Source organism: Enterobacter mori LMG 25706 (assembly GCF_000211415.1).
Taxonomy (GTDB): Bacteria; Pseudomonadota; Gammaproteobacteria; order Enterobacterales; family Enterobacteriaceae; genus Enterobacter; species Enterobacter mori.
Map to the genome: position 1 here is coordinate 230,833 of NZ_GL890780.1, position 19,083 is coordinate 249,915.

Sequence of the window (19,083 nt, forward strand, 5' to 3'; positions counted from 1 at the left end):
TACAGAAGAGTGTATTTAACCGCCGTGCAGACGACGCGCGTCTATCACATCCGGCACCTGGTTCAGTTTGCCGAGCACGCGGCCCAGCACCTGCAGGTTGTAGATTTCGATGGTCATATCGATGGTGGCAAGCTGCTCGCGGGTATCGCTGCGGCTGGCAACGCCCAGCACGTTAACCTTCTCGTTGGCGAGAATGGTCGTGATGTCGCGCAGCAGGCCGCTGCGGTCATTGGCGGTGACGCGCACCACCAGCGAGTAGCCTGCGGAGTAGCTTTCGCCCCAGACCGCTTCCACGATGCGCTCCGGCGCATGTGACTGCAGCTCTGCAAGCTGGTCACAGTCTGAACGGTGGATCGAAATCCCGCGCCCCTGAGTGATAAAGCCGACGATATCGTCACCTGGAATAGGCTGGCAGCAGCGGGCAATGTGGTGCATCAGATTGCCCACGCCTTCCACGACCACCCGGCCGTTATCTTTGCTGCGCTGCTGCGGCGCATGGGTTTTCTGCTGCAGCTGCTTCAGCGCCGCCGCATCCTGCTCCGCCGCACTTGGCTTGTTGAACTGCGCCTGCAGGAAGTTCACCATCTGATTCAGACGGATATCTCCGCCGCCAATGGCCGCTAACAGTTCGTCAAGCTCGTTGAAGTTGTAGCGTGGCAGCAGGAATTTCTCCGCCTCTTTCAGGCTGATCCCCACATGCTCCAGTTCGTCATCGAGGATCTGGCGACCGGCAAGGATGTTTTTATCGCGATCCTGCTTGCGGAACCAGGCGTGGATCTTGGAGCGCCCGCGGCTGGTGGTGACATAGCCCAGGTTCGGGTTCAGCCAGTCGCGGCTCGGGTTGGGCTGCTTCTGGGTGATGATCTCAATCTGGTCCCCCATCTGCAGCTGATAAGTGAATGGCACGATTCGTCCGCCGATTTTCGCCCCGATGCAGCGGTGCCCCACATCGCTATGGATGTGGTAGGCGAAGTCGAGCGGCGTGGAGCCCGCGGGCAGGTCGACAACGTCCCCTTTCGGGGTAAAGACGTAGACCCGGTCGTCGAAGACCTGGCTGCGCACTTCATCAAGCATTTCGCCGGAATCAGCCATCTCTTCCTGCCACGCAATCAGCTTACGCAGCCAGGCGATGCGGTCTTCGTGGCCAGAACGCGCGCCGCCGGACGTACCCTCTTTGTATTTCCAGTGCGCGGCCACGCCCAACTCGGCGTCTTCGTGCATCTGTTTGGTGCGGATCTGGATCTCAACCGTTTTGCCGCCGGGGCCAAGCACCACGGTATGAATAGACTGGTAGCCGTTCGGTTTCGGGTTCGCCACATAGTCGTCGAACTCGTCCGGCAGGTGGCGGAAGTGAGTATGTACTATCCCCAGCGCGGCGTAGCAGTCCTGCAGACGCTCCGCCACGATACGCACGGCGCGCACGTCAAACAGCTCGTCAAAGGCGAGGTGTTTCTTCTGCATTTTGCGCCAGATGCTGTAGATGTGCTTAGGTCGACCGTAGACTTCGGCGCGCACGTTCTCTTCTTTCATTGACTGACGCAGCCCGCTGACAAACTCGTCGATGTAGTGTTCACGATCGATACGGCGTTCATGCAGAAGTTTGGCAATGCGCTTGTATTCCGCAGGGTGCAGATAGCGGAAGCAGTAATCTTCAAGCTCCCATTTCAGCTGACCGATACCTAAGCGGTTCGCCAGCGGCGCATAGATATTTGTACACTCCTTGGCGGCAAGGACGCGCTCGTCTTCCGGCGCATCCTTCACTTCGCGCAGGTGCGCAATACGTTCGGCAAGCTTGATGACCACGCAGCGGAAGTCATCCACCATGGCCAGCAGCATTCGCCGGACGTTATCAACCTGTTCTGAGGAGACGGAATCGGTATGGGCAGCTTTAAGCTGGCGGATGGCCGCCATATCGCGCACGCCGTGGATCAGCGCGACGACGGAGGTTCCGACGCTGTCACGCAGCACGTCTTCGCTGACCACGTCAGCATCGGCGAGCGGAAACAGAAGCGCGGCCTGCAGCGTTTCGATATCCATGTTCAGCATGGAGAGAATTTCGACCATTTCGATGCCGCGCCACAACAGCAGCTCGGCGTCAGGATGTCCCTGCGTGGTGCGCAGACAATAGGTCCAGGTTTCGGTTAAGCGTTCACACGACTGCTGGCTGGAAATCCCCAGACTTGCGATCCATTTTTGAGGGTCAAACTCACCAGCTTTATTAAGATGTGCACTTCTTACCGCAACCATCGTCCTCTCCTTTAGGGACCAGGGCCTGTCGAAGTCGACAAGCCAAACAAATTAGATGTGCTCAAACAACGCCATCGATTCCAGATGTCCAGTGTGCGGGAACATGTCCAGCATTGCCAGACGCTGAATCTGGTAACCCGCACTGATTAATGCCTCGCTGTCCCGGGCAAGCGTCGCCGGGTTACAGGAAACATAGACCACACGCTTCGGCGCGAGTTTAATAATATGTGCCATTACGCCCGGAGCACCGGCGCGTGCCGGGTCGAGCAAAATTTTATCAAAGCCCTGTTTTGCCCACGGCTGTTGAGTAACATCTTCCTCAAGGTTTTGATGAAAAAATGTCACATTTTGCAAGCCATTCTGTAGGGCGTTTTCCTGTCCTTTGGCGACCAGCGCCTCAACGCCTTCCACACCCACCACGTTTGCCGCTTTCTGCGCCAGGGGCAGCGTGAAATTACCCATACCGCAGAAGAGATCGAGCACCCGGTCGGTCGGCTGGATATCGAGCCAGTCCAGCGCTTTTTCAATCATCTGCTGATTCACGCCGTCATTGACCTGGATGAAATCCCGCGGGCTGAACGTTAAGCGTAGCCCGTTTGACGCATACCAGGGAGCCTCTCCCGTAACCTGCTCATGTATCTCGCTTTGTGGTGCCAGGAAAAGCGCAAGCTTGTGGGAATGCGAAAAGCGTTCCAGTTTTTCGCGATCTTTTTCGGACAGCGGCGCAGTATGGCGCAGCACCATCAGCGGGCCGTTGTTAGCCAGAACCAGTTCCACGTGTCCGAGATGGCGAACACCTTCGAGACCGGACAAACACTGGTGCACATCAGGGAGCAATGCCTCAAGTTGGGGCACCAAAACAGGGCACTGCTTTATATCCACGATATCGCTGGCGCTGGCTTTACGAAATCCCATCTCCAGCCGCTCGGTTTTTGGCTGATAACTGAGGCTCAGGCGCGCGCGCCGACGGTAGCCCCAGGGCTGCCCGGCGATAATCTCGTTAACCTCGTGCTTAAGCTGACGCGCCAGCGCGCTGCTTTTACTTTTTTGCTGTAAAACTACGCTGGCATGCTGTTGCTGGCAGCCCCCGCAGACGCCAAAATGGGGGCAGCGAGGCACTTCGCGTTCGGGGCTATCGCTCAGTCGGCGCTTTACCTGGCCGCGCGCGTACTGGCGTTTATCTTCCGTCAGCGTAATTTCTGCTCGTTCTGATGGCAGCAAACCTGTTATAAACAGTGTCTTACCGTTGTGCCGCGCCACCCCCTGACCAAAGGGATCGAGGTCCGTGGCTTCAACAGTTATGATCTGACGCGTCGTCACGCGTCGCTTTGCAGAGTAGAATTGCGCCATCGCTGAGATTTTTCTCACATATAAACATAATTGTCCTAATTGTCCCATAACGGAACGCCATGACCAACTACAGCCTGCGTGCACGCATGATGATTTCGATCCTCGCCCCCACCGTATTGATCGGTTTGCTGCTGAGTATCTTCTTTGTGGTGCATCGCTATAACGATTTGCAGCGACAGCTGGAAGACGCCGGAGCCAGCATTATCGAACCGCTGGCGGTCTCCAGCGAGTACGGGATGAACCTGCAAAACCGGGAATCCATTGGTCAGTTAATTAGTGTCCTGCATCGTCGTCACTCGGACATCGTGCGGGCTATCTCCGTTTATGATGAAAACAACCGTCTGTTTGTTACCTCGAATTTTCACCTTGACCCGACGTCCCTGAAAATTCCTGACGGCACGCCGTTCCCGCGCCATCTCACCGTATTGCGGCGAGGGGATATTATGATCCTGCGCACGCCAATCATCTCCGAGAGCTATTCTCCTGATGAATCCGCTCAGTCTGAAGCCAAATCCAGCAACAACATGCTGGGATATGTGGCACTGGAGTTGGATCTCAAATCAGTCCGACTGCAGCAGTACAAAGAAATATTTATCTCCGGCGTGATGATGCTCTTCTGTATCGGCATTGCGCTGATTTTCGGCTGGCGACTGATGCGTGATGTGACGGGGCCGATTCGAAACATGGTCAACACCGTTGACCGTATCCGTCGCGGCCAGCTCGACAGCCGTGTGGAAGGGTTTATGTTGGGCGAGCTGGATATGCTGAAAAACGGCATCAATTCAATGGCGATGTCGCTGGCGGCGTATCATGAAGAGATGCAGCACAACGTTGACCAGGCCACCTCCGACCTTCGCGAAACGCTGGAGCAAATGGAGATTCAGAACGTCGAGCTGGATCTGGCGAAAAAACGCGCCCAGGAAGCCGCGCGCATTAAATCCGAATTCCTTGCCAATATGTCACACGAGCTGAGAACCCCGCTGAACGGCGTAATCGGCTTTACCCGTCTGACGCTGAAAAGCGAGCTTAACCCCACCCAGCGCGACCACCTGCATACTATCGAACGTTCGGCCAACAACCTGCTGGCGATCATTAACGACGTGCTGGACTTCTCGAAGCTGGAGGCGGGCAAGCTGATCCTCGAGAGTATTCCGTTCCCGCTGCGCGGCACGCTGGATGAAGTGGTGACGCTGCTTGCGCATTCGTCACACGATAAGGGACTGGAGCTGACGCTCAATATCAAAAACGACGTGCCGGATAACGTCATTGGTGACCCGCTGCGTCTGCAGCAGGTCATCACTAATCTGGTGGGCAACGCGATCAAGTTTACCGAGAGCGGCAATATCGACATTCTTGTCGAAAAACGGGCGCTCAGTAATAACAAGGTACAGATTGAGGTGCAAATCCGCGATACCGGTATCGGCATACCGGAGCGCGATCAGTCGCGTCTGTTCCAGGCATTCCGTCAGGCGGACGCCAGTATTTCCCGCCGCCACGGGGGGACCGGCCTGGGGCTGGTGATCACCCAAAAACTGGTAAAAGAGATGGGCGGCGATATCTCCTTCCACAGCCAGCCTAACCGGGGTTCGACCTTCTGGTTCCATATCAATCTCGATCTCAATCCGAACGTCATGACCGATGGGCCAGTGACCGACTGCCTGAAAGGGATGCGTCTGGCCTACGTTGAGCCAAATGCCGCAGCGGCACAGTGCACGCTGGACGTGTTAAGCACCACGCCGCTGGAGGTTGTCTACAGCCCGACCTTCTCTGCGCTTGCCGTTGAGCACTACGATATCCTGCTGATGGGGATCCCGGTCACCTTTACGGCCGACCTGACCATGCAGCAGGAGCGCCTGGCGAAAGCGGCATCAATGACTGACTACCTGCTGCTGGCTCTGCCTTGCCATGCACAAATTAACGCCGAAGAGCTGAAAAATGACGGGGCCGCCGCCTGCCTGCTCAAACCGCTCACGGCCACACGCCTGCTGCCTGCACTCACCGAATACTGTCGTCTGAGCCAGCACGCGCTGCCGCTCGTCAGCGACGAGCAAAAGCTGCCGATGAGCGTGATGGCGGTGGACGATAACCCGGCAAACCTGAAGCTGATTGGCGTGCTGCTGGAGGATCAGGTTCAGCATGTGGAACTGTGTACCAGCGGTGCGCAGGCAGTGGAACAGGCTAAACAGATGCAGTTCGATTTGATTCTGATGGATATTCAGATGCCGGGTATGGACGGTATTCGCGCCTGCGAGCTTATCCGCCAGCTCCCGCATCAGCAGCAAACGCCGGTTATTGCGGTGACCGCGCACGCCATGGCCGGACAGAAAGAAAAATTGCTGAGCGCCGGGATGAATGATTATCTGGCGAAGCCTATCGACGAAGAGAAACTGCATAGCCTGCTGGTGCGCTACAAACCGGGGCATATTGGCGGGACGTACACGGTTGCAACAGAATCGCCGGAGATTAGCGTCAACCAGAATGCTACCTTCGACTGGTCACTGGCGCTGCGCCAGGCGGCTGGGAAAACCGATTTAGCCCGCGACATGTTGCAAATGCTGGTCGCCTTCCTGCCGGAAATCCGTAATAAAGTTGAAGAACAGCTGGTGGGAGAAAACCCTGAAGAACTGCTGGAAGCCATCCACAAGCTGCACGGCAGCTGCGGCTACAGCGGGGTGCCGCGGTTGAAGAACCTTTGTCAGTTGCTGGAGCAACAGTTACGCGCCGGTACGCCAGAATCCGAGCTTGAACCCGAGTTTCTGGAGCTGCTGGATGAAATGGATAACGTGACGCGGGAAGCGATGAAGGTGTTAGGGAGCTGATATAAAAGCCCGGTGGCGCTACGCTTACCGGGCCTACAATTGCGGGTGCGGCCTGATGCCCTCCCACAGGGAGAGGGAGAACTACATTCCCTGCCCCACTTTCAGCGCCGCCGCGATATTCCTTGCGGCCATCCTGACATTCTCGCTGGCATTTTCCAGCGCATCCTCCAGTGAACAGATGGTGTAAATCACGCTAAACACGGCGTCGATACCGTGCTCATGCACCACACCGACATCCGCCGTCAGGCTGCCCGCAATCCCGATAACCGGTTTGTTAAAGCGTTTTGCGACTTTCGCCACTCCAACGGGCACTTTTCCGTGGATTGTCTGACTGTCGATGCGGCCTTCGCCGGTGATCACTAAGTCAGCATCGGCGACCTGATCCGCGAGATGCAAGGCATCGGTGACGATCTCAATCCCCTGACGCAGCTGAGCGCCGCAAAAGGCGTATAGCGCGGCCCCCATCCCGCCCGCCGCACCGCCGCCGGACAGGTTCAGAACGTCGATATCCAGATCGCGGGCGATAACCTGCGCATAATGGGCAAGCGCGCTGTCCAGAGTGACAATCATCTCTGGCGTCGCCCCTTTCTGCGGGCCAAACACCGCAGTGGCTCCCTCCTCCCCCGTTAACGGGTTGGTGACATCGCAGGCAACCTCAATCCGGCACGCTTTCAGCCGTTTATCGAGACCGGTAAGGTCAATATGTGCCAGCGTGGCAAGTTCGCCGCCCCCGAGTCCGACAGGCTTCTGAGCGGCATCCAGCAATTTCGCGCCCAGCGCCTGGACCATGCCCGCGCCGCCGTCGTTGGTGCCACTGCCGCCAATGCCGATAATGATATGCTTAACGCCCGCGTCCAGCGCATGACGGATGAGCTCGCCGGTTCCCCACGAGGTCGTTTTCAGCGGGTTGCGCTGCGAGGGTGGCACAAGCTCCAGACCGCTCGCCGCCGCCATTTCAATAAACGCACTTTGATCGTCACCGGATAACCCGTAGAACCCTTCAACAGGCTCCCCCAGCGGACCTGTCACCGGGACATGAATGATTCGCCCCTGAGTGGCCGCAACCATCGCCTCGACGGTGCCTTCGCCCCCATCGGCAACCGGTAATTTTACGTAGTTAGCCGAGGGAAAAATCTCGCGAAAGCCGCGTTCTATCGCTGTCGCTACCTCAAGAGCACTCAAACTTTCCTTATACGAGTCCGGTGCGATAACAATTTTCATAAGCCATCCTTACGCATAGTCATTACGTTAAGCATACACCACGTAAACGACCGCTCATGGGAGCGGTCCCAATGCGTTTATCGTACCATGCACGGACGTTTATTGTCGAATGTCCAGTCCGGGATCAAATACTGCATGGCTATCGCATCGTCGCGCGCGCCCAGACCGTGTTTCAGGTACAGTTCGTGGGCTTTCATCACCTGGTCCATATCCAGCTCAACGCCCAGACCCGGCGTGGTTGGCACCTGCACCATGCCGCCTTTGATTTCAAACGGCTGCTTAGTAAGACGCTGATTGCCCTCCTGCCAGATCCAGTGGGTATCTATGGCGGTGATCGTGCCCGGCGCGGCAGCGGCAACGTGAGTGAACATTGCCAGCGACACGTCGAAGTGATTGTTGGAGTGCGAGCCCCAGGTCAGGCCGAACTCGTGGCACATCTGCGCCACGCGAACTGAACCCTGCATCGTCCAGAACTGCGGGTCCGCCAGAGGAATATCGACGGACTGAAGGGATAAGGTATGCCCCATCTGGCGCCAGTCGGTGGCGATCATATTGGTTGCCGTTGGCAAACCGGTGGCGCGGCGAAACTCGGCCATCACCTCGCGCCCGGAGAAGCCCTGCTCGGCCCCACACGGATCTTCCGCGTAGGCCAGCACGCCTTTAAGCTGCTTACCAATTTTAATCGCTTCATCAAGCGACCATGCGCCGTTCGGATCCCGCGTGACGCGCGCCTGCGGGAAACGTTTTGCCAGCGCGGTAATGGCCTCCGCCTCTTCTTCCCCTGCCAGTACACCACCCTTCAGTTTGAAGTCGTTGAAGCCATATTTTTCGTAAGCGGCTTCGGCCAGACGCACCACCGCGTCAGGAGTCATCGCTTCATCGTGGCGAACGCGGTACCAGTCGCAGTGCTCATCCGGCTGGCTCTGGTACGGCAGCGGCGTCAGCTTGCGGTTGCCGACAAAGAACAGATAGCCCAGCATTTCCACTTCGGTGCGCTGCTGCCCCTCGCCCAGCAGGGACGCAACGTTCACGCCAAGATGCTGACCAAGCAGATCCAACATTGCCGCCTCAATACCGGTGACCACGTGGATGGTCGTACGCAGGTCGAAGGTTTGCAGCCCGCGCCCGCCCGCATCGCGGTCCGCAAAGGTGCTGCGCACGCTATTGAGAACATTTTTGTATTCGCCGAGGGTTTTCCCCACCACCAGCGGAATGGCGTCCTCCAGCGTTTTGCGGATCTTTTCCCCGCCCGGAATTTCGCCCACGCCCGTATGGCCGGAATTGTCTTTGATAATCACGATATTGCGGGTAAAGAACGGCGCATGCGCGCCGCTCAAATTCATCAGCATGCTGTCATGGCCCGCAACCGGAATGATCTGCATGGAAGTGACTTCAGGGGTAGAAAATGTGCTCATGGTTCAATCCTTTTATCAGTGACGTCCAAAAACAGGGCGCTTACGGTCAAATGTCCAGCCGGGGATCAGGTACTGCATCGGGCCCGCGTCGTTACGCGCGCCGCCTGGCAACCTCTTATACGCCTCGTGCGCTTTGTGGATCTGATCCCAGTCAAGCTCCACGCCCAGCCCTGGCGCATCCGGTACGGCAATGCTGCCGTTTTTGATCTCCAGCGGATTTTTCGTCAGTCGGGCTTCCCCCTCCTGCCAAATCCAGTGGGTGTCGATGGCGGTTGGGTTACCCGGCGCCGCCGCGCCAACGTGGGTAAACATCGCCAGCGAAATGTCGAAATGGTTGTTGGAGTGACAGCCCCAGGTCAGCCCCCAGTCGTCGCACAGCTGCGCCACGCGCACCGCACCGGACAGCGTCCAGAAGTGCGGGTCAGCCAGCGGAATATCCACCGAATTGAGCATGACCGCATGGCCCATTTCACGCCAGTTGGTGGCGATCATGTTAGTGGCGACCGGCAGCCCGGTGGCGCGTCGGAACTCGGCCATCACTTCCCGACCAGAGAAACCCTGTTCGGCACCGCACGGATCTTCCGCGTAGGTCAGTACATCGCCCAGACCTTTACACAGCGAGATGGCTTCATCCAGTAACCATGCACCGTTCGGATCCACGGTGATCCGCGCATCGGGGAAACGCTTTTTCAGCGCGCGGGCAGTTTCAATTTCCTGCTCGCCGGGCAGCACACCGCCTTTCAGTTTGAAATCCTTAAAGCCGTAGCGGTCCTGTGCGGCTTCCGCCAGACGCACCACCGCCTCGCCGGTCAGCGCCTCCTGATGGCGCAGGTGATACCACTCATGGTTGCCCGGCGAACGGTCCAGATAAGGCAGATCGGTTTTATTACGGTCGCCTACGTAGAACAGGTAGCCCAGCACCGTTACCGCATCGCGCTGTTTGCCTGGGCCCAGCAGTTCGCAGACCGGGACATTCAGCGCCTTACCGAGCAAATCGAGCAGAGCGGCTTCCAGCGCGGCAACCGCGTTGACGCGCAGTTCAAACGTCCAGGCACCTTTTCCGAAGGTATCAAAGTCAGCAGACTGGTTACCCTTATGCACCCGCTGAACCACTTTGTTCAGACGGGCCACTTCCTGGCCCTCCACCTGTGGAATGGCATCAACCAGCGTCTGGTAAATCACCTCTCCGCCCGGCGCTTCGCCAACGCCGGTATTCCCCGCGCTGTCGGTTAGTACTACGATATTGCGGGTAAACCAGGCGTTATGCGCGCCGCCAATATTGAGCAGCATGCTGTCCTGTCCGGCCACCGGGATGACCTTCATCTCAGTGACGACAGGGCTTGATTGCGTTGTCATCATCCACGCTCCCCTACAGGTTTAAGTTCGACGCGTTTGATATCGCCGACCAGCACCAGGTAACTCAGCACCGCCCCCAGCGCATGCACCCCTACGTAAATCAGCGCACCGTTAACGGAGCCGGTGGTGCCGACGATGTAGCCGATAGCGATTGGCGTAACAATCCCCGAAATATTGCCGAACATATTGAACAGACCGCCGCTCAGGCCGCTGATCTCCTTCGGTGCCGTATCCGCCATCACCGCCCAGCCCAGCGCGCCAATGCCTTTGCCGAAGAAGGCCATCGCCATAAAGCCGATAATCATCCACTCAGCGCTCACGTAGTTACAGAACACCATGGTCATGGAGAGCAGCATCCCGAGCACGATAGGCGTTTTACGCGCGATATTGAGAGAGCCGGTGCGGCGCATCAGCCAGTCGGAAATCACCCCGCCGAGCACGCCGCCCACGAAGCCGCAGATGGCCGGGATCGAGGCAACAAACCCCGCTTTCAGAATCGACATACCGCGCGCCTGTACCAGGTAAACCGGGAACCAGGTGATGAAGAAGTAGGTTAAGGCGTTGATGCAGTACTGGCCCAGATAGATACCGATCATCATGCGCGAGCCAACGAGCTGTTTGATCTGCGCCCATTTCTGGCTGAACGGGACTTTTGCTTTTGCGGATTTCTGATCCATGTTGATCAGCGCCCCGCCCTCTGCGATGTACTCCAGCTCCTTCTTGTTCACGCCCGGGTGTTGATTGGGTTCATGGATCACTTTCAGCCAGATAAAGCTGATGACGATCCCAAGCCCACCCATGAAGAAGAAGACGTGTGACCAGCCCACCTCATGCGTCAGCCAGCCCATGATTGGCGCGAAGATCACCGTGGCGAAGTATTGTGCGGAGTTGAAAATCGCGACCGCGGTTCCCCTCTCCTGTGCCGGGAACCAGGCTGCGACAATGCGGCTGTTCCCCGGGAAGGAAGGCGCTTCCGCTAAGCCAACCAGGAAGCGCAGCGTGAAGAGCGCAACGATAATGCCGAAGCCGCTGAAGATATCGACGAACCCCTGCAGCAGGGTAAACATCGACCAGATAAAGATGGACCAGAAATAGACCCGTTTTGAGCCAAAGCGGTCAAGCAGCCAGCCGCCAGGAATTTGGCCGATGACATAGGCCCATGAAAACGCCGAGAAAACGTAACCCATGCCGACCGGATCAAGTCCGATATCTTTTGCCATCTCAGAACCAGCAATCGACAGCGTGGCGCGGTCACCGTAGTTGAAGGATGTGACGATAAACAGCATCACCACTATCCAGTAGCGAGCGTTAGTGCGCTTCTCTGCGCTGCTCGCCGCCTGGCTTAATGAACTCATAGTTGCACTCCTGAATCATAGCTTTCGCCTGGTTCATTCTGTACAGCACCTGTAGGGTAATCAGAATGAGAGATAAGTGTTCGGCAGTTTTGGTACGGCTGAAGGCCGTTTTATGGTGAAGCGCTGCCTTATTGGGTAACTGACGGGAAAAGTATATGAAGGAGTGGCGCTCTTCCTCACCGTGCATCGACACAACATTGAAGGGGGAGTGAGACGTGGTTTGGGGCATAAGCCCAAAGCAATGGAAGATGGTTCACGGAATTGAGGTTTTCGGGCGGCTTTGTTGCCGGGTGGCGGCTTCACCTGACCCGGCCAACAAACTACAAAACTAGTTAAGCAGCGTTGCCCAGTGCTCAACCCACGGGTTTGATTCGCTTTCTGGCTCCGGGTGTTCGCCTGCGTCAATCAGCAGCATCTCGCCGACGCGCTGGGCGCTCTGCTCCTGCAAAAGGGCATCGAACTGTTTACCGCCGCCACAGAAGTTGGCGTAAGAGCTGTCGCCCAGGGCAATGATGCCGTAGTGCACGTTCGGCTGATAGCCAAGCTGGTCTTTAATGCCCTGGAACAGCGGCACGATGCTGTCCGGCAGATCGCCCTGCCCGGTCGTGGAGGTCACCACCAGAATGTATTTATCTTGATACTTTTCCCAGTCTGCCAGTTCCGGGTCTTCATAGACCGTGGCTTTATGGCCCTGGCTGGCGAGTATTGCCTCAGCTTCTTCCGCTACCAGCAGCGAGTTGCCGTACATTGTGCCGACAAAAATGCCTACTTCAGCCATGCTTTGCTCCCTTAATTATTGCGCTTGCTGTTCATCCTGAACGTTGCCTGATACAAACTCAACCCTTTCATTTTCGGGGAGTTGCCCCAGCCAGCCAAATTGTGACAGCGCCTGCATCCAGACGTCGTCCAGCCCCGCGCGGATAGTCAGCGGTTCGCCGGTGAACGGGTGCGTCAGGCTCAGCTCGCTGGCGTGCAGCATCAGGCGATGGCAGCCAAAATGCTCGGCCGCGCTGCGGTTCTGGCGCAAATCACCGTGCTTGCTGTCGCCAATAATCGGGTGGCGCAGATGCGCAAGGTGACGGCGAAGCTGGTGCTTGCGCCCGGTTTTAGGCAAAAGCTCAACCAGGCTGTAGCGTGTGGTCGGAAACTTACTGGTCGCCACCGGCATTTCGGTCGTCGCCATGCCGCGATAATCCGTCACCGCTGGCTGCGGGCCTTTATCATCACGGGCAAATTTATCGGCGATTTTATCCAGTTCCTCCACCAGCGGATAATCGAGCGTGGCGGCTTCCGTCAGCCAGCCGCGCACAATCGCGTGGTAGCGCTTTTGCATCTGATGCTGTTCAAACTGCTGCGAAAGCAGACGTCCCGCCTCGCTGGAAAGCCCCATCAGCAGTACGCCGGAGGTTGGACGGTCCAGACGATGGGCGGTAAATACATGCTGACCAATCTGGTCGCGAACGGTCTGCATCACCACCACTTTTTCATCGCGATCGAGCCAGCTGCGGTGCACCAGCCAGCCTGACGGCTTGTTGACTGCCCCCAGCCACTCATCCTGATAGAGGATCTCAAGCGTCATGCATCGCCACCGGCAAAGAGCGCATCCAGGCGTTCTAACTCAACCAGCATAACCTCGCGGGCGGGATGGGTCGCTTCCAGCGCCATTTCATAATAGGGAGAGACGGCAAATGCCTGCGGCAGCGGATGGCCACCGTCCAGCAGAGCGTGCATGCGCGGAATTAATACCCATTGCAGCCACTCAAAGGGAGCCAGCTTATCCAGGCAGAATGGCTGGGTACTTGCGAATGCTTCTGGCTGCGGCGCGATCTCCTGCCACAGCTGATGTTGGCGCAAGAGTGCTTCGATGGCGTGCAACTGGGCACGAACGCTATCGTGTTGCGTCATAGTCACCTCAACTGAAAAACTGAACGGCGCGCAGCATAGCATTGCAGAACGCAGAAATAAAAAAAGGGAGCACTGTAAAAACAGTGCTCCCGGTTCGTTCCGCAGCATTCCAGCTACAATTCGTGCTCCCTGCTCATCCGTGACAACTTTTCCTGAAGCCCGAAGGCCCGGTCATCCGTCTACCTTTCGCATCCTGCTCACATCATCCTGACGTGATTGTTTCATCCTGAAACGTCCTGGCCGTCCTGACCCACCGACCATCCTGACCGGCTCTCGTTCTCCTTCCTGGAGGTGTCCTTTACGCATCCTGCGCGATCCACTTTGCTTCATCCTGAAGCCTTCCTGCAGCGCCATCCTGACGAGTCCTGAGTAAGAAACGCCATCATCCTGATGTTCGTTTCTCGTGTCGGCTTCCTGTCGACGGAGATAGAATCCGCTATTCCGCTTCGTCTTACAACCCACCCCGTGAGCGCTGTAAGACGTCATAAATCCCTAAAAACGATGCGATGAACAAGTAATTCATTGAAAAACATCGTAATATTAATCTTAACTAAATGAGGTAATACTGAATGATCCAGCGATCTCTCACAAACCTTGTAAGAGATCTCTCACACGCGCCGTAGCATCATGGATTACAGAAGTGGCTCAAGTTGGGTGAGGAAATCCGCAAGAGAGGGGGCGAGAGTCTCGCGATTGCGGGTACCGATTGTCTCTTTAACCACTTCACCGGACAGGTTGCAGACGGAGATAACATCCAGTTCGCTGTCCAGCGTGGCAATAAAGAGCGTCGGAGAAAGCTTAAGGCGCTTTTGCGTGACCAGGTGACCAATCAGGTTTTCCTGTACACGCTGCAGATCGTCTTCGCTCCAGGTCTGCAACAGCGTCAGCGGAATATCGGCAAAGCGCGCAGGCATATCCCCTGCAAACTGCGCGGTATAAAACGCGTGAACCGCTGGTTGTACCACAATGTCCATTGCCCGTTCAACCGCATTTACATTTTGCTCGCCTGTAAAGGGTTTCGGCTGCCAGATAACGTAATCGTCGAGCGAAGAGATAATGCACGGCGAGGGTACGCCATATAAATCAGCGCTTTGCGGCCACGTCCCCTGTTTTTCATGCCATGCATCGCAATAGCGGGTCGTAAAGGTCGTCAGGGCATTTGCAGTTTCGATATCCACCGATTTCTCTCTTCTTGTAAGACAGGATAAACTCAGGCCATAAGTGTACCTGTAAAGTGGCTATGAAACATGTCTTACGAAAATCATCAGGCGTTAACCGGCTTAACGCTGGGTAAATCGACCGATTACCGCGACACCTACGATGCAAGCCTTCTGCAGGGCGTGCCCCGCAGCCTGAACCGCGACCCGCTTGGGTTACACGCGGACGCGCTGCCGTTTGTCGGCGGCGACATCTGGACGCTGTACGAACTCTCCTGGCTTAACGCGCGCGGGCTGCCGCAGGTGGCCGTCGGCCATGTGGAACTGGACTACGCCAGCGTTAACCTTGTCGAGTCGAAAAGCTTCAAGCTTTATCTCAACAGTTTTAACCAGACAACATTCAACAGCTGGGAAGACGTCCAGGCTACGCTGGAGCGGGATTTACGCGCCTGTGCGCAAGGAAACGTTGCCGTATCGCTGTATCGCCTGAATGAGCTGGAAGGGCAGCCTATCGCCCACTTTAACGGTGCCTGCATTGACGATCAGGACATTGAAGTTGAAAGCTATGAGTTCAGTACCGACTACCTCGAAAACGCGGCGAGCGGAAAGGTGGTTGAAGAGACACTGGTGAGCCATCTGCTGAAGTCCAACTGTCTGATCACTCACCAGCCAGACTGGGGCTCGGTGCAGATCCAGTATCGCGGGCCGAAAATCGACCGGGAAAAATTGCTGCGCTACCTGGTGTCGTTCCGCCATCACAACGAATTCCACGAGCAGTGCGTGGAGCGCATTTTTAACGACATTATGCGTTTCTGCCAGCCAGAAAAGCTGAGCGTTTATGCGCGCTACACCCGCCGTGGTGGACTGGACATCAACCCGTGGCGTACCAACACCGATTTTGTGCCTGCAACGGGCCGTCTGGTGCGTCAATAATATAAATATTTTCACAATATGCGCGGTATCTTCCGCGCTTTAGGTTGTGAAACGTCACGCGCCAGGGCTATTGTAATCAACAGGGAAAGACGATAATCGTCCCGTAAGGAGCTCACTTGATTACACATATTAGCCCGCTTGGCTCAATGGATATGTTGTCGCAGCTGGAAGTGGACATGCTTAAACGCACGGCCAGTAGCGATCTCTATCAACTGTTTCGTAACTGTTCACTTGCCGTACTGAACTCCGGAAGCCTGACCGACAACACCAAAGAGCTGCTGTCTCGCTTCGAAAGCTTTGATATCAACGTGCTGCGCCGCGAGCGCGGCGTGAAGCTTGAAGTCATCCACCCGCCGGAAGACGCCTTTGTCGACGGGCGCATTATTCGCTCTCTGCAGGCCAACCTGTTTGCCGTACTGCGCGACATTCTGTTCGTTAACGGGCAGATCCACAACGCTGGCCGTTTCCAGCATCTCGACCTGGAAAGCTCGGTCCATATCACCAACCTGGTGTTCTCGATTCTGCGTAACGCCCGTGCCCTGCACGTGGGCGAAGCACCGAACATGGTCGTCTGCTGGGGCGGTCACTCCATTAACGAGACCGAATACCTGTACGCACGTCGGGTGGGCACCCAGCTTGGCCTGCGCGAACTGAATATCTGTACCGGCTGTGGTCCGGGCGCGATGGAAGCGCCAATGAAAGGTGCCGCAGTGGGACACGCGCAGCAGCGCTATAAAGAAGGACGTTTTATCGGTATGACCGAGCCGTCCATCATCGCGGCTGAGCCGCCTAACCCGTTGGTTAACGAACTGATTATCATGCCAGATATCGAGAAACGTCTTGAGGCGTTTGTCCGTATCGCTCACGGCATTATCATCTTCCCGGGCGGCGTGGGCACGGCGGAAGAGCTGCTTTATCTGCTGGGTATTCTGATGAACCCGGCCAACAAAGATCAGGTTCTGCCGCTGATCCTGACCGGACCGAAAGAGAGCGCAGACTACTTCCGCGTACTGGACGAATTTATCGTGCACACGTTGGGTGAAGCCGCGCGTCGTCACTATCGCATCATCATTGACGATGCCGCAGAAGTGGCTCGCCAGATGAAGAAAGCAATGCCGCTGGTGAAAGAGAACCGTCGTGATACCGGGGATGCTTACAGCTTTAACTGGTCAATCCGCATCGCGCCGGATCTGCAGATCCCGTTTGAACCTTCGCATGAAAATATGGCGAACCTGAAGCTCTATCCCGATCAGCCAGTGGAAGTGCTGGCCGCCGATCTGCGCCGCGCCTTCTCCGGCATTGTGGCGGGTAACGTGAAAGAGGTGGGGATCCGCGCCATTGAAGAATTCGGGCCGTATAAGATCCATGGTGACCCGGAGATGATGCGTCGCATGGATGACATGCTGCAGGGCTTTGTCGCACAGCACCGCATGAAGCTGCCGGGCTCGGCCTATATTCCTTGCTACGAAATCATCAAATAAGATTTCAACCTGCGCTTTTAAAGCCGGATCCTGTTCATCAGGGTCCGGCTTTTTTATTACTGATGCAATTCATAGACATCATTTATGTTATTTATATCTTCCCCCCATACGCAAACGATTACCTCGTTTTCGGAACCGTAAAATATCAGCCTTAATCTAAATTACCTGCCAGAAAATCCTAAAAACCCATTTCTTTACAGCGTAACCCTCCTAACTAGCGGGCCAGCCTTTCAAGCTACATGTCGTTAATGGTAGCCTTCGCGCCCGTAAATTCTCTTTGACGTTTTTTTGACAGATAAATGGTCTAAACATGCCCACATAGAGAGTGGATTATTGCAATTGGGATCAGGATCACTGAAGGATTCATAACGAAAATGTATCTTTCCCCCCGCCAATAGTTACGGGTGAAAATTATTAAAAAACCGTCACTGAACGAATTTCATATTACCGTCAGGCACTTTTTCATCGGATTTGACTAAAAACCTGACAATTTGCTTCCTCCAGGAGATACAGATGGAAACCACTCAAACCAGCACCGTTGCTTCGATTGATTCCCGAAGTGGTTGGCGCAAAACGGATACCATGTGGATGCTTGGCCTTTACGGCACAGCAATCGGCGCTGGTGTACTGTTCCTTCCTATCAACGCAGGCGTCGGCGGTCTGATCCCGCTGATCATCATGGCTATCATCGCTTTCCCGATGACCTTCTTTGCACACCGCGGCCTGACCCGCTTCGTGCTGTCCGGTAAAAACCCGGGCGAAGACATCACTGAAGTGGTTGAAGAGCACTTTGGCGTCGGCGCGGGTAAACTGATTACCCTGCTCTACTTCTTCGCGATTTACCCAATTCTGCTGGTTTACAGCGTGGCGATAACTAACACCGTTGAAAGCTTCATGACGCACCAGTTGCAGATGACGCCGCCACCGCGCGCCATTCTGTCTCTGATCCTGATCGTCGGCATGATGACCATCGTGCGCTTCGGTGAGCAGATGATTGTAAAAGCAATGAGCGTACTGGTCTTCCCATTCGTTATTGCTCTGATGGTACTGGCCTGCTACCTGATCCCGCAGTGGAACGGTGCCGCGCTGGAAACCCTGTCCCTGAGCAGCGCATCCGCAACCGGTAACGGCCTGCTGATGACCCTGTGGCTGGCCATTCCGGTCATGGTGTTCTCCTTCAACCACTCGCCAATCATCTCCTCCTTCGCAGTAGCGAAGCGCGAAGAGTACGGCAATGGCGCAGAGAAGAAGTGCTCCAGCATCCTGGCTCGCGCTCATGTGATGATGGTACTGACCGTGATGTTCTTCGTCTTCAGTTGCGTACTGAGCCTCTCCCCGGTGGATCTGGCGGCAGCGAAAGAGCAGAACATCTCTATTCTGTCTTACCTGGCGAACCACTTTAACGCACCGGTCATTGCCTGGATGGCGCCAATCATCGCGATTATCGCTATCACCAAATCCTTCCTGGGCCACTACCTGGGCGCGCGTGAAGGCTTCAACGGTATGGTGATTAAATCTCTGCGCGGTAAAGGCAAGAGCATTGAAATCAACAAGCTGAACAAAATCACTGCACTGTTCATGCTGCTCACCACCTGGGCGGTAGCGACCCTGAACCCAAGCATCCTGGGCATGATTGAAACCCTGGGCGGCCCGGTCATCGCGATGATTCTGTTCCTTATGCCGATGTACGCGATTCAGAAAGTCCCTGCGATGCGTAAATACAGCGGCCATATCAGCAACGTATTCGTTGTGATTATGGGCCTGATTGCCATCTCCGCCATTTTCTACTCGCTGTTCAGCTAATATCTCCAGCGCCGTCCTCGGGCGGCGCACTCCTCCCCTCT

14 protein-coding genes are annotated in these 19,083 nt (G+C 56.1%); 4 read left to right on the forward strand and 10 right to left on the reverse strand.

Annotated elements, in window-relative coordinates:
* Positions 1-15 precede the first annotated feature (15 nt).
* Together relA and rlmD are read right to left on the reverse strand one after the other, a co-directional pair.
* Positions 16-2,247: a GTP diphosphokinase gene (relA, locus tag ENTMO_RS0119285; RefSeq protein ID WP_010434605.1), complete on the reverse strand. Its 2,232-nt coding sequence runs from the start codon at positions 2,245-2,247 to the stop codon at positions 16-18.
* 51 nt (positions 2,248-2,298) lie between these two features.
* Positions 2,299-3,597 (reverse strand): 23S rRNA (uracil(1939)-C(5))-methyltransferase RlmD, encoded by a 1,299-nt coding sequence (rlmD, locus tag ENTMO_RS0119290; protein WP_010434614.1) that lies wholly within the window; start codon positions 3,595-3,597, stop codon positions 2,299-2,301.
* A gap of 59 nt (positions 3,598-3,656) precedes the next feature.
* Here rlmD and barA point away from each other — a divergent pair, with 59 nt between their 5' ends.
* The gene (gene barA, locus ENTMO_RS0119295) at positions 3,657-6,416 is read left to right on the forward strand and encodes a two-component sensor histidine kinase BarA (protein ID WP_010434617.1); all 2,760 of its coding nucleotides are present in this window, start codon (positions 3,657-3,659) and stop codon (positions 6,414-6,416) included.
* 81 nt (positions 6,417-6,497) lie between these two features.
* Here barA and ENTMO_RS0119300 read toward each other — a convergent pair whose 3' ends face one another.
* The 8 genes from ENTMO_RS0119300 to syd all read right to left on the reverse strand — a co-directional run bounded on the left by ENTMO_RS0119300 (position 6,498) and on the right by syd (position 14,846).
* Positions 6,498-7,637, reverse strand: coding sequence for a glycerate kinase (locus tag ENTMO_RS0119300; protein WP_010434625.1), 1,140 nt, complete (start codon positions 7,635-7,637; stop codon positions 6,498-6,500).
* Positions 7,638-7,714: 77 nt separating this feature from the next.
* On the reverse strand, positions 7,715-9,052 hold the full coding sequence (gudD, locus tag ENTMO_RS0119305) for a glucarate dehydratase (RefSeq protein ID WP_010434628.1): 1,338 nt from the start codon (positions 9,050-9,052) through the stop codon (positions 7,715-7,717).
* Between the two features lie 15 nt (positions 9,053-9,067).
* Positions 9,068-10,408 carry an enolase C-terminal domain-like protein gene (locus ENTMO_RS0119310; protein ID WP_010434631.1) on the reverse strand — a complete coding sequence of 447 codons (1,341 nt, stop codon included), beginning with the start codon at positions 10,406-10,408 and terminating at the stop codon, positions 9,068-9,070.
* Entirely contained in the window at positions 10,408-11,763 is a 1,356-nt protein-coding gene (gudP, locus tag ENTMO_RS0119315) for a galactarate/glucarate/glycerate transporter GudP (protein WP_010434634.1), read from the reverse strand. Before gudP ends, ENTMO_RS0119310 begins: the two co-directional genes overlap by 1 nt.
* 328 nt (positions 11,764-12,091) lie before the next feature.
* Positions 12,092-12,541 (reverse strand): flavodoxin, encoded by a 450-nt coding sequence (locus ENTMO_RS24350; protein ID WP_010434637.1) that lies wholly within the window; start codon positions 12,539-12,541, stop codon positions 12,092-12,094.
* 15 nt (positions 12,542-12,556) lie between these two features.
* A complete protein-coding gene (truC, locus tag ENTMO_RS0119335) occupies positions 12,557-13,342 on the reverse strand; it encodes a tRNA pseudouridine(65) synthase TruC (protein ID WP_010434640.1) in 786 nt (261 codons plus the stop codon).
* The gene (locus ENTMO_RS0119340; protein ID WP_029485179.1) at positions 13,339-13,668 is read right to left on the reverse strand and encodes a YqcC family protein; all 330 of its coding nucleotides are present in this window, start codon (positions 13,666-13,668) and stop codon (positions 13,339-13,341) included. The genes truC and ENTMO_RS0119340 overlap by 4 nt, the downstream gene beginning before the upstream one ends.
* 632 nt (positions 13,669-14,300) lie before the next feature.
* Entirely contained in the window at positions 14,301-14,846 is a 546-nt protein-coding gene (gene syd / locus ENTMO_RS0119350) for a SecY-interacting protein (protein WP_010434653.1), read from the reverse strand.
* Between the two features lie 69 nt (positions 14,847-14,915).
* Here syd and queF point away from each other — a divergent pair, with 69 nt between their 5' ends.
* The 3 genes from queF (at position 14,916) to ENTMO_RS0119365 (ending at position 19,042) form a co-directional block, all read left to right on the forward strand.
* The gene (gene queF / locus ENTMO_RS0119355) at positions 14,916-15,758 is read left to right on the forward strand and encodes an NADPH-dependent 7-cyano-7-deazaguanine reductase QueF (protein ID WP_010434663.1); all 843 of its coding nucleotides are present in this window, start codon (positions 14,916-14,918) and stop codon (positions 15,756-15,758) included.
* A gap of 116 nt (positions 15,759-15,874) precedes the next feature.
* Positions 15,875-17,239 (forward strand): nucleotide 5'-monophosphate nucleosidase PpnN, encoded by a 1,365-nt coding sequence (ppnN, locus tag ENTMO_RS0119360; protein WP_010434664.1) that lies wholly within the window; start codon positions 15,875-15,877, stop codon positions 17,237-17,239.
* A gap of 513 nt (positions 17,240-17,752) precedes the next feature.
* The gene (locus ENTMO_RS0119365; RefSeq protein WP_010435092.1) at positions 17,753-19,042 is read left to right on the forward strand and encodes an HAAAP family serine/threonine permease; all 1,290 of its coding nucleotides are present in this window, start codon (positions 17,753-17,755) and stop codon (positions 19,040-19,042) included.
* Positions 19,043-19,083: the final 41 nt, after the last annotated feature.